General features: G+C 46.6%; 12 protein-coding genes. All 12 read left to right on the top strand.

Annotated elements, in window-relative coordinates:
* The first annotated feature begins 31 nt into the window (after positions 1–31).
* The 12 genes from flgK to fliE all read left to right on the top strand — a co-directional run bounded on the left by flgK (position 32) and on the right by fliE (position 12,613).
* On the top strand, positions 32–1,945 hold the full coding sequence (flgK, locus tag AC5YB1_RS13955; RefSeq protein ID WP_494519670.1) for a flagellar hook-associated protein FlgK: 1,914 nt from the start codon (positions 32–34) through the stop codon (positions 1,943–1,945).
* 11 nt (positions 1,946–1,956) lie between these two features.
* Complete coding sequence (flgL, locus tag AC5YB1_RS13950) at positions 1,957–3,147, top strand: flagellar hook-associated protein FlgL (protein WP_494519669.1); 1,191 nt, start codon at positions 1,957–1,959, stop codon at positions 3,145–3,147.
* Positions 3,148–3,231: 84 nt separating this feature from the next.
* Positions 3,232–4,053, top strand: a complete 822-nt coding sequence (locus AC5YB1_RS13945; RefSeq protein ID WP_494519668.1) for a flagellin N-terminal helical domain-containing protein — start codon at positions 3,232–3,234, stop codon at positions 4,051–4,053.
* Positions 4,054–4,301: 248 nt separating this feature from the next.
* Positions 4,302–5,120, top strand: a complete 819-nt coding sequence (locus AC5YB1_RS13940) for a flagellin N-terminal helical domain-containing protein (RefSeq protein ID WP_494519667.1) — start codon at positions 4,302–4,304, stop codon at positions 5,118–5,120.
* 96 nt (positions 5,121–5,216) lie between these two features.
* Entirely contained in the window at positions 5,217–5,597 is a 381-nt protein-coding gene (locus AC5YB1_RS13935) for a flagellar protein FlaG (protein WP_494519666.1), read from the top strand.
* A gap of 34 nt (positions 5,598–5,631) precedes the next feature.
* Complete coding sequence (gene fliD, locus AC5YB1_RS13930) at positions 5,632–6,996, top strand: flagellar filament capping protein FliD (RefSeq protein ID WP_494519665.1); 1,365 nt, start codon at positions 5,632–5,634, stop codon at positions 6,994–6,996.
* An 18-nt stretch (positions 6,997–7,014) separates the two neighbouring features.
* Complete coding sequence (locus tag AC5YB1_RS13925) at positions 7,015–7,335, top strand: hypothetical protein (protein ID WP_494519664.1); 321 nt, start codon at positions 7,015–7,017, stop codon at positions 7,333–7,335.
* 9 nt (positions 7,336–7,344) lie between these two features.
* Positions 7,345–7,752, top strand: a complete 408-nt coding sequence (fliS, locus tag AC5YB1_RS13920; RefSeq protein ID WP_494519663.1) for a flagellar export chaperone FliS — start codon at positions 7,345–7,347, stop codon at positions 7,750–7,752.
* 278 nt (positions 7,753–8,030) lie between these two features.
* Entirely contained in the window at positions 8,031–9,464 is a 1,434-nt protein-coding gene (locus tag AC5YB1_RS13915; protein ID WP_494519662.1) for a sigma-54 dependent transcriptional regulator, read from the top strand.
* Positions 9,465–9,581: 117 nt separating this feature from the next.
* Complete coding sequence (locus AC5YB1_RS13910) at positions 9,582–10,655, top strand: sensor histidine kinase (protein ID WP_494519661.1); 1,074 nt, start codon at positions 9,582–9,584, stop codon at positions 10,653–10,655.
* Positions 10,648–11,997, top strand: a complete 1,350-nt coding sequence (locus AC5YB1_RS13905) for a sigma-54-dependent transcriptional regulator (protein WP_494519660.1) — start codon at positions 10,648–10,650, stop codon at positions 11,995–11,997. The genes AC5YB1_RS13910 and AC5YB1_RS13905 overlap by 8 nt, the downstream gene beginning before the upstream one ends.
* Positions 11,998–12,280: 283 nt before the next feature.
* Complete coding sequence (gene fliE, locus AC5YB1_RS13900) at positions 12,281–12,613, top strand: flagellar hook-basal body complex protein FliE (RefSeq protein WP_494519659.1); 333 nt, start codon at positions 12,281–12,283, stop codon at positions 12,611–12,613.
* Positions 12,614–12,668: the final 55 nt, after the last annotated feature.

The raw sequence follows: 12,668 nt of genomic DNA, 5'->3' as shown, positions 1-12,668 counted from the left end.
CCATCGCCCGCCCTGTAGGAGGGATTTTTTAATGTCATTGGACTTACTTAATATTGCTCGTACGGGCGTGCTGGCATCGCAGTCACAATTGGCGATAACCAGTAATAACATCGCTAATGCCAACACTCAAGGCTACCACCGTCAAGTGGCCGAGCAGTCGAGCCTCGAGTCGCAGCGCTTAGGCAACAGTTTTTTTGGTGCGGGTACCTATGTGAGCGATGTTAAGCGTATTTATAACGATTACGCTGCACGCGAACTGCGTATTGGGCAAACAGCGGTGAGTCAGGCGCAGACCACGCAGATCAAAATGGGCGAGCTTGACCAACTGTTTTCGCAGATCGGCAAATCGGTGCCGCAAGGTTTAAATGACCTGTTTGCTGGGCTAAACAGCTTGAGCGATCTTCCCGATGATTTAGGCATTCGAGGTGGCGTACTTGGGAATGCCGAACAGCTGGCTAATGCATTAAACCAGATGAACTCGCACCTTAATGGTCAAATGCAGCAGACTAACGATCAAATCGTGGCGATCACCGACAGAATTAATGCTATCGGCAAGGAGCTTGGGCATATCAACCAAGAGTTGATGAAGTCTCAAGGGGCCGACATGCAGCTGCTTGATCAACAAGATGCCTTAATCCAAGAGCTGAGCGAGTACGCGGCAGTCAATGTGATCCCACTGGAATCAGGCGCCAAAAGCATCATGCTTGGCGGCGCCGCCATGTTGGTGTCTGGTGAGGTGTCGATGCAAGTGGGGTCGACAACCGGCGATCCATTTGGTGGAGAGCTGCGGATCACCGCATCGGTTGGCGATCAAAGCCTGGTGCTCGACCCCGCAAAAATGGGCGGAAGCTTAGGCGCCTTATTTCAATTTAGGGATGACACCTTGATCCCTGCCCAAATGGAGATGGGACAGCTGGCGGTAGGCATCGCCGATAGCTTTAACCAAGCTCAGGGCCAAGGATTTGACTTAAATGGCAATGTGGGCGGAAACCTCTTTTTAGATATCAACGATCCTAAGATGTCGATGGGCCGCGTAGGCGCCTACGGCAATAACACGGGCGATGCCACCCTGAAGGTCAATATCGATGATGTTGGGGCGCTCTCTGGTGGTAACTATCAGTTAAGTTTTACTGCGCCTGCAACCTATGAGCTCAAAGATAACGACAGTGGCGTTGTTACACCATTGGTGCTTAACGGTAACGAGCTCACTGGTGGTGACGGCTTTAGTATTCAAATAGCCGCTGGCACCTTGGCATCGGGCGATCAGTTTGAGATCAGGCCCACAGCGGGCGCCGCAGCGGGGATTGATGTGGTGATGAGCGACCCTAAAGGCATTGCCGCTGCGGGTCCGAGTATCAATGCCGATGCGGCCAATACGGGTAGCACGAGCCTCACATTAAACAGTATGGATCCTAGCCAAGCCAATTTCCCTGGCGTTGGCGGTGAAATCACCTTTGAAATAGACACCATCACCAATAGTTATCAAGCCTTTGATGCAACAGGTGCCGTTTTAGGTGCGGGGACGTTTACGCCACCTAATATTGACGCCTTTGGGATGAATTTTGATGTGCAAAGCAGTACGGCCAGTGCTGGTCAGCGTTTTACCTTTGATCTGAATTTTGCCGAAGGTAATAACAATAATGCGCTTGCGATGGCCAAGTTAAATGAAGCCAAATTGATGCAGGGTGGCAGTGCCACCTTAAGTGATGTATATGAGTCGACTAAGTTATCCGTGGGCGGCAAAGCTAAGTCGGCCGAAGTGGCATTAGGTTCAGCCGAGGCGATTTACGCACAGGCCTATAGTCGAGTGCAAAGCGAGTCTGGTGTGAACCTTGATGAAGAGGCCGCCAATTTAATGCGTTTTCAACAGTCTTATCAGGCATCCGCTCGGATCATGACCACAGCTGCTGAAATTTTTGACACTTTATTTAGTTCGGTGAGATAGGAGTAAATCAGATGCGCATCTCAACGGCACAGATGTTTAATCAAAGTATTACCAGTGTGTTAGACAGGCAATCATCGACCAGTAAAATCTTAGAGCAACTGTCAAGCGGTAAGCGAGTCAATACCGCAGGTGACGATCCGGTTGCCGCTATTGGTATTGATAACCTTAACCAACAAAATGCCTTAGTCGATCAGTTTATGAAAAATATCGACTATGCCAACAATCGTTTGTCATTGACCGAAAGCAAGCTTGGCAGCGCCGAGACATTGACGGGATCGGTTAGAGAACAAGTGTTGCGTGCAGCAAATGGCGGTTTAGAAGATTCCGAGCGGCAAATGATTGCCGTTGAACTGCGCACAACCTTGGAAGAGTTGGTTGCTATTGCCAATACCCAAGATGAATCGGGCAATTATCTATTTGGTGGCTTCGAAACGGGTAAGCAGCCGTTTAGTTTCGATGCCGCAGGCAATGTGGTTTATAACGGCGATAGTGGCGTACGTGATGCGGTCGTCGCATCGGGCGTCACCTTAGGCACTAATATTCCGGGCGATCAGGCATTTATGAATGCGCCATCAGGATTAGGCGATTTCAGTGTCAATTATTTGGCAACACAAGTTGGTGATTTTAGTGTTAACAGCGCCAGTATTACCGATCCTGCAGCTTATGTTGAAGATAGTTACACCTTTACCATGGTGGGCGGCGATCTAGAGGTCAGAGACTCAAGCGCTGCGTTGGTGACCACGGTATCGCCGTTTGACCCTTCCACCCCTGTAAGTGTTAATGGTATTGAGGTTTCTCTCTCTGACATGCCTGAAAACGGCGACAGTTTTACCATAAATCCTCAACGTGAAGTCAGTATTTTCGACACCATTAATCAAGCGATTTCCTTGATAGAAGATCCGAATAAAATAAATACGCCGCAAGGAAGATCAGAGTTGGCACAGGTATTGAATGATATTGATAGTGGTGTAAATCAAATCAGTATTGCTCGAGGTCAATCGGGCACTCATTTGAAAAGTCTAGAGAGTCACAGTTCGGCCCATGTTGAAGAGCAATTAGTCAACAGTTCGGCGTTATCGATGCTCGAAGATTTAGATTACGCCTCTGCTATTACAGAGCTCGAAAAACAGCAATTAGCGTTAAATGCGGTGTCGAGTGTGTTTAGCAAAGTCGGGTCGACGACACTATTTGACTATATCTAACGAGGCTTATCTCGGTAGATGTTAACTCAGGATTTTTAGCCAAGCTCAGCGTCTTGGCAGTGCAACCAAGAAGAGGAAAACACAATGGCTATTACAGTAAATACTAACGTTACATCAATGAAGGCGCAGAAAAACCTCAACACCTCATCTCAGGGGTTGGCAACGTCAATGGAACGTTTGTCTAGTGGTTTGCGGATCAACAGCGCTAAAGATGATGCGGCAGGTCTAGCCATCTCGAACCGATTAAATTCGCAGGTACGTGGTTTAGAAGTGGGTATGCGTAACGCCAATGATGCCATCTCTATCGCACAAATTGCCGAAGGCGCGATGCAAGAGCAAACTAACATGCTACAGCGGATGCGTGATTTGACCATCCAGTCTGAAAACGGTGCTAACAGCCCCGATGATTTGCTGGCGCTAAAGGCGGAAATGGTTCAGCTGGCCGATGAAATTAATGAGATAGGTCAAAATACAGCCTTTGGTAATACTAAGCTGCTAAGCGGTGGCTTTGCTGCGGGTAAAACCTTCCAAGTGGGTCATCAAGATGGCGAAGATATCACGATTTCGGTAGGCAGAACCGATAAAGACAGTCTATCAGTAGGTGCCTTAGCTAATGCTTCACCAGGTGATCGTAAGACGTCGTTAGAAAAGATTGATGCAGCCATTAACACTATCGATACCCAGCGCGCTAAATTAGGTGCGGTGCAAAACCGTCTAGCACATAACATCAGTAACAGTGCCAATACTCAAGCGAATGTCGCCGATGCTAAGAGTCGTATTGTGGATGTGGATTTCGCCAAAGAGACCGCCACTATGACCAAGAACCAGGTACTACAACAAACGGGTTCAGCCATGTTAGCCCAAGCCAACCAGTTGCCTCAGGTTGCCTTATCACTATTAGGCTAATAGCTCTCAATAGGATAAATTTAGGTTAAATCGAGCCGCGAAAGCGGCTTAATTTCAATGTTGTTATCTGTGTGAACCTATAATTTTAAATACTAAATTCAATACATTAATTGAATTTAGTATTTTTTTTAAAAAAAAAGCTAAAGATTAAAATCCTCGTGCCGTTACATTTACTGTAACCAATTAGCTCCGCCTGGCTCAAGTCAGACAGGCAAGTGATTAAGTCAGGCATAGTAGAGGAAACGATAATGGCTATTACAGTAAATACAAACGTTACATCGATGAAAGCTCAAAAGAACTTGAATCAGTCTAGTGGTAACCTAGCGACCTCTATGGAGCGTCTATCAAGTGGTTTGCGTATTAACAGTGCAAAAGACGATGCCGCCGGTCTGGCCATCTCTAACCGTCTAGATTCTCAGGTTCGTGGTCTTGAAGTGGGTATGCGTAACGCTAACGATGCGATCTCTATTGCCCAGATTGCCGAAGGCGCAATGCAAGAACAGACCAACATGCTGCAACGTATGCGTGACTTGACCATACAAGCAGAAAACGGTGCCAACAGTGATGACGATTTAGATGCGTTACAATCAGAAATAGATGCCCTAGTTACTGAGATTGATGAGATTGGTAAAAATACCGCCTTTGGTAATACTAAGTTAATGAGTGGTGGTTTCGCTGGTGGTAAATCGTTCCAAGTGGGGCACCAAGATGGTGAAGATATCGTCCTTTCTGTGGCAAAAACGGATAGGACAACCTTGACAATTAGCGCGTTAAAAAACACAACATCAACTGAACGTAAAGATTCACTTGATAAAATTGATGCTGCGATTAAAACCATCGATGGCCAGCGCGCCAACTTAGGTGCGGTGCAAAACCGTCTGTCGTACAACATCAGTAACAGCGCTAACACGCAGGCTAACGTTTCAGATGCTAAGAGTCGTATTGTGGATGTGGATTTCGCCAAAGAAACCTCCGCAATGACTAAAAACCAGGTACTACAGCAAACGGGTTCAGCCATGCTAGCGCAAGCTAACCAGTTGCCACAGGTTGCACTATCGTTACTATAACGAGCCTAGGTTAAGCATTGATACGGTAAGGGAGGTTCGGCAACGAGCCTCCCTTTCGTGATTTTAAGCAACGCGGTGAAATAGAGGGTTATCGTTATGGACATCAATATGGTTAACTCAACTACTCTTGCTCCGACAAAAGTGGATGTAGATCATGCGGCGACGAAACCTAGTCAGCAGGATGTTGAATTAGATACTCGCTCTGCCATTAACGCAGTGGAAGCAGCAGAAGAGGTGCCCGCAGCACCAGCTGAGCCAGAGCAACTACAAGGCGTTGTCGATGAGCTGTCTGACATGATGTCGCTGATGCGAAAAGGGTTGGCATTTAAAATCGATGAAGACTCTGGCACGAATGTTGTTAGTGTTATGGATATAGAGTCTGGCGATATTATTCGTCAAATTCCGAATGAAGAAGCGCTGAAATTGGCGCAAAAATTGTCGGAAGTGACAGGTTTACTAATGAAAACTGAAGTTTAAGGTTTTAGAACATCATAATTAAGTTGAGGTATTTATGGCATTAACAGCAACGGGAATTGGCTCTGGACTCGATATCAACACGATTGTCGGCGTACTCGTTGATGCCGAAAAAGTGCCTAAAGAAGCGATCTTTAATAAAAAAGAAGATGCGCTTGAAGCGCAGGTTTCTGCTATTGGCAGCTTAAAAAGCGCCCTGTCTAAGTTTCAAGACGCCTTAGAAAAACTAAAAGATGGTGACAGCTTAAATCAGCGTCTAGTCAGCACGGGTGAGAGCAATTATTTTACGGCTAGCGCCGATAAAAATGCCCAGTCGGGTAGTTATAATATAGTGGTTGAGCAACTTGCCCAGCGCCATAAGGTTGCCGGGGGCTTTACTGCCGATCCTAAAGCCGCAGTTGGTGAAGGTAGCTTAGATTTTACGGTAAATGGTAATACCTTTAGTGTTGATGTCGCAGCGGATGACTCGCTCGATGCGATAGCCGCCAGTATTAATAATGCCGACGATAACGTCGGCGTCACCGCGACCATAGTGACCACTGATGGCGGTAGCCGTTTAGTGATAAGCTCAGACACCGAAGGTTCTGACAGTAATGTCAGCGTCGCGGCAAACGACATTAGTGGGACTGGGCTTAATGATATGTTTGGCGCAGGTAATTTGACCGAAGTTCAAGCGGCCAAAGAAGCCATTGTGTATATCGACGGGCAAAAGTTACAGTCGCAAACCAATGATATTAGCAATGCGATTTCAGGCGTGACCTTAAACCTAACCGATGCCGATCTGAATAAGACCTCTGTACTCAAAATTGAGCTTGATGAAGAGGCCGTGAAAGAGAATGTACAGGGCTTCGTTGATGCTTATAACAGCCTGATCGATAAGATAGAAAGCCTATCATCTTATGACGCCGAAGAGAAAAAAGCGGCGGCGATGCAAGGCGATTCAATGATCCGCTCTATCGAGTCGCAAATGCGCAATATGATCTCGACCCGGGTCGATACTGGTGGCGAGAGTATTGCCCTCTATGATATCGGTATCGAAGCCGATCGCTATGGTAAGTTATCTGTTAATAGCACTAAGCTAGATAAAGTGATCAATGAAGATATGGGCAGCATTGAATCCCTGTTTGCCACCAAAGACACAGGTCTGGCAACCCGCTTAGATACCATGGTAGAAGGTTATGTTAAAACCACTGGTCTGCTAGACTCACGTAACAATACGTTGACAGCAGATAAGCAACGTTTAGAAGATCAGCGCGAAGCCTTTACCATGAAGATGGAACAATTGCAGGCGCGATTATTTAAGCAGTTCAATGCCATGGACTTAGTCGTCGGTAATTTAACTTCACAAGGTAATGGCGTGATCAATGCATTAAATTCGCTCCCAGGTGTCATTAAGGCATAGGGTTAATGGTAAGGTCATTTGGATTTGCAATCACTTAATACATTAAACGCACAGCTGGCTGCTCTATTAGATCAATTAGAGGTTATTGCCGCTGAAGATGAAAAAGCAGATGAGTTGGTATCAAATTTGCTTGATATGGTGAGTCAGCGTCAATTATTGCTTAATGAGTTGCTTGAGTCTCCTAAAGAGGAAGATAGACACGTACTGCAGACACAATTAACGCTAACCAATCAATTCACAGCACGTGCGGTATCCTTGTTACAACATCGTCAACAGCTGCTGCATTTAGGACGTAAGAGTCAGAAGCAGCTTAATGTGTATAAATCTATAGGTTCATAGTAGGTATTTATGAGAACGTCACTGAAATCATACCGTAAGGTATCAGTTGAGAGCGAAATTTCGGTCGCTTCTCCCCATCGTATAATTCAGTTAATGTTTGAGGGCGCGCTGCAACGTTTAGCGCAAAGTCGTTATGCAATTGAACATAAAGATATTGCCAATAAAGGGATCTATATTGGTAAAGCCATTGGAATTATTACCGGCTTAAATAACAGTTTGAATATGGACGCGGGCGGTGATATCGCCAATAATCTTAGCGATCTTTATGATTTTATGTTGCGTAAAATATCGGAAGCTAATATCAATAATGATGTGCAAGCCATTGATGATGTAAGTGAAATACTCAGAACGATTAAAGAGGGCTGGGATGCTATTCCGCAAAAAGATCACCATTTAGTCTCGCACAATGATGCATAATTGCTTAGCTTATAAAGGCTTTTTTGTGCAGCGCAATCCTGTCAGGTGTCAAGCCTTTGACACCTTGAGCTTGAATCGTAGATAAATTGTCCTAGAATCAGATGAGTTTGTCATAAAGTGAATCAGACACTTGCTAATACTGTGCTGATAATACACTATTCCTTAATAATGGTAGTTAGTTTATTTAAAATCAGTAATAACGGTATTCTCTTGTTTTCTAAGCTGCTAACACTAATAACTAATGCGAACAACACTGAGCGCTTTTACGGCCTTCTTAAATGATGCAAACAGATCAACGAATTCTACTTGTCGGTAATGAGTCAGAGCGAACTAATCGCTTATCTTGTGTTTTTGAGTTTCTTGGTGAACAAGTTGAACGGCTTGGCGTTGATGAACTTGAAGCTCGAGTTTCCAATACCCGTTTTCGGGCGCTGGTGCTTGCTCAAGATACTCAGTCTAAAGAGCTTTTAAAAGCCATTGCCAGCGCAATTCCGTGGCAACCGATACTGGTATTGGGGCAGACCGACGCCCATAGCACATCTAATACACTTGGGTGTATCGAAGAACCTCTCAGCTACCCGCAACTCACTGAGTTGTTACATTTTTGCCAGGTTTTTGTCCAGGCTAAACGTCCAGAAGTGCCCACCTGCGGCAACCAAACCAAGTTATTTCGTAGCTTAGTGGGGCGCAGTGAAGGCATTGCTCAGGTTCGTCATCTGATTAACCAAGTGGCAGGCTCTGATGCCACAGTATTGATATTGGGTCAATCAGGTACGGGAAAAGAGGTCGTGGCGCGAAATATTCATTATCTTTCTGAGCGCCGTGATGGCCCTTTTATTCCAGTTAACTGTGGTGCTATTCCTGCTGAATTATTAGAAAGTGAACTCTTTGGCCATGAGAAAGGCTCCTTTACTGGTGCTATCAGTGCACGTAAAGGTCGGTTTGAATTAGCCGAAGGGGGAACGCTGTTTCTCGATGAAATTGGTGATATGCCACTGCAGATGCAAGTTAAGCTGCTGCGTGTATTACAAGAAAAAGTCTTTGAACGTGTCGGTGGCAGCAAGGCGCTTAAGACCGATGTTAGGGTGATTGCCGCGACTCATCGTGACCTAGAAACCATGATTGCCGATGGGGAGTTTCGAGAGGATCTCTACTACCGCTTAAACGTGTTTCCAGTTGAGATGCCAGCACTACGTGAGCGTAAAGACGATATCCCCCTGTTACTGCAAGAGCTTGTGAGTCGAGTCTATAACGAGGGCCGTGGTAAGGTACGTTTTACCCAGCGCGCGATCGAATCACTTAAAGAGCATAGCTGGTCAGGTAATGTCAGAGAACTGTCTAACCTAGTCGAACGTTTAACTATTCTCTATCCTGGTGGCCTAGTCGATGTGAATGACTTGCCATTGAAGTATCGTCATATTGATGTGCCAGAGTATCAAGTTGAAATTAGCGAAGAAGAGTTAGAGCGTGATGCCTTGGCGGCTATCTTTAGCGATGAAGTGGTGGTGGATATGCCTGAGAGCCGCTTCCCCAGTGAATTACCACCTGAAGGGGTCAACCTTAAAGATCTCTTGGCTGAACTTGAGATTGATATGATCCGCCAAGCGCTAGAACAACAAGATAATGTGGTCGCCAGAGCCGCAGAAATGCTGGGAATACGTCGCACCACCTTGGTTGAAAAAATGCGTAAATATGGCATGAGTAAAGACTAACCACTCCTGCTTACAGCTACAAAAACACTGATCTAAGGGCACTCATCATAGTGCCCTTTTTTATTGGCATAATATCTGCATTAACTCCGTTAGCAGCATTTTATTGACGGAGTGATTATGTCCGCTACGCCCAAATTAGATTTTACTGAGTTTGACTCAGCGCCATTGATGATGGCCAGCAGCGTCGCTAACGATGCGATGTCTAGCACCATGGAGCATATTCTCCAAGCGATGCCATCGGGTGTAGTGATCATTAATGGCGATGGTATTGTGACTGAGGCTAATCCAGTGGCGGTACAGTTACTTGGCCAGCCACTGGCGGGCATGCGCTGGCTGCAGATCATTAACCGCGCCTTTGCGCCGCAACATGATGATGGCCACGAAGTCTCACTGAAAAATGGTCGCCGAGTTAAGTTGGCGATAACCCCCTTAACGCCAGAGCCAGGGCAGTTGATTGTGCTGACCGATCTGACCGAGACCCGTTTGCTGCAAAAGAACTTATCTCACCTGCAACGTTTATCTGCCTTAGGTAAAATGGTGGCAAGCTTAGCGCATCAAGTGAGAACCCCATTATCGGCTGCCTTATTGTATGCCTCGAATCTGGGTAGCCCGAAACTAACCCCGGATTCACGCCAGCGTTTTCAATCAAAGCTTATCGACAGGCTCAATGAATTATCGCAGCAGGTCGATGATATGTTGTTGATGGCTAAAGGGCGTCAACAAGAGTTGACCGATGAGTGTACCATGACCGAAGTGGTCGATATTGTGCTGGCCAATTGTGAGCCGATCGCGGCGCGCAAAGAGTGTCGCTTGCATGTGGATATGACCTCAACACAGACCTTTATGGCCAATCGCGCCGCATTGAGTTCTGCCATTAATAATTTAGTGATCAACAGTGTAGAGGCCGGAGCCACACACATTTGGATTAAGGCGCAAGATAATGCGCAGCAGATCCTGTTTGAAGTGGTTGATAACGGCAAAGGGATGGATAAATCCATGCAGCAACAGGTATTAGAACCATTTTTCACCACCAAATCTCAAGGTACTGGCTTAGGTCTGGCCGTGGTGCAAACCGTGGTAGCAAACCATCATGGCCAACTGCAGCTCAATTGTATACGCGGTCAAGGGTGCCGGGCCTCATTCGCCTTACCGGCAATGGCCGAACAGAACGTGGAGGTGGCCCATGGCTGAAGCTCATATCTTATTGGTTGAAGATGACGTTTCTCTGCGTGAGGCTTTGGTCGATACCTTACTGTTAGCCCAGTATGAATGTGTCGATATTGGCTCTGCCGAAGAGGCGATAGTGGCGTTAAAAGAACATCGGTTTGACATGGTGATCAGTGACGTGCAGATGGACGGCATCGGCGGCTTAGGCTTACTTAATTATTTACAGCAGCACTACAGTCAGTTGCCGCTGCTATTAATGACCGCTTTTGCCACCATAGATAATGCGGTGAGCGCCATTAAATTGGGTGCGGTTGATTATTTAGCTAAACCCTTCGCGCCCGAGGTGCTATTAAATCAGGTGTCGCGCTATTTAAAACCTAAATTGATCGAAAATCAGCCGATTGTGGCCGATGACAAAAGCCTAGCATTATTGGCGTTGGCGCAAAAGGTGGCTCATTCAGACGCCTCGGTGATGATCATGGGGCCAAGTGGTTCGGGCAAAGAAGTATTAGCCCGCTACATTCATCAGCACAGTACCCGCACCGAAGGCCCTTTTGTGGCAATTAACTGTGCGGCGATCCCTGAAAATATGCTTGAGGCGACCCTGTTTGGTTATGAAAAGGGGGCATTTACTGGCGCTTATCAGGCCTGTCCGGGGAAATTTGAACAGGCACAGGGCGGCACCTTGTTGCTTGATGAGATCTCTGAAATGGATTTAGGCCTACAGGCCAAGCTATTACGGGTACTGCAAGAGCGAGAAGTCGAGCGCTTAGGTGGCCGCAAAACCATTAAGCTAGATGTGCGGGTATTGGCGACATCCAACCGTGATTTAAAAGCTATCGCCGCTAGAGGCGAGTTCCGTGAAGATCTCTATTATCGGATTAACGTTTTTCCGCTAACATGGCCGGCATTGTATCAGCGCCCTGCAGATATTTTACCCTTGGCTAAGCACTTAGTGCAGCGTCATGCCAAGTCGGGCGGATTAGCTTATGTACCGCAATTAGATGAGTCGGCATCACGACGATTATTAACCCATCGCTGGCCGGGTAACGTTCGTGAGCTCGATAACGTGATACAACGAGCCCTGATTTTACAGTCGGGCGATAGCATCACGGGGGGCGATATTATTATCGACAACCAAGATATCGGTATCGACAGTGCGCCGCAATTTGGCGAACCCCAAAGTGCCGAGCTAGATGGCCTAGGCGATGAGCTCAAAGCACAAGAGCACGTGATCATCCTCGAGACATTGTCTCAGTGCAATGGCAGTCGCAAGTTGGTTGCCGAAAAGCTGGGGATCAGTGCCCGCACACTGCGTTATAAAATGGCCAAGATGCGCGATTTAGGCATCCAACTTCCGGCGTAATTCCCCCTCGTAGAACGCACAACATGGGCTATGACCGATAAGCGCAGCAGCAGAAGTTATCTTCTTATGCTGCGCTTTTACTTCTGCTATTTAAGGCTCGCGGTTCACCGCTTAATTGCGTGGTCAATTCTAGACCAATGCTTGATTTAATGGCCGCCTCTAGGCGGTTATTTAAGCAATTCGCTGGCTTAAAGTGCTATCGGTTGATCATTCTGGCAATAATATTGCATTGCACTTGCTAACAGAAATTTTTCGTCAATAATACGGCGACTAAGAGGTTAGTATGCAGATTGGTGCCAATTCTTTATTGCAGGAGATGCAATCGCTCAGTGGTGAAATTAAGCCTAGCGGGATCACTCCTAACATAACTCAGCAAGTCTCCAACACCAGTGGCAGTGACTTCGGTCAACTCCTCTCACAAGCGGTCGGCACAGTGAACTCATTACAGGGGCACTCATCGTCGATGCAAACGCGTCTCGATATGGGCGATACCCGAGTGACATTATCTGACACTGTTATCGCACGCGAAAAAGCCAGCGTCGCATTTGAAGCCACAGTGCAAGTGCGTAACAAACTTGTCGAAGCGTACAAAGAGATCATGAGCATGCCGGTATAGTGGGCAGCTTTTTCGATCACGCATTTCTTAATAAAAAACACAGCAGGTATCTATA

It is taken from the genome of Shewanella sp. 433 (assembly GCF_059338565.1).
This window is presented reverse-complemented; position numbering and strand designations above follow the sequence as displayed.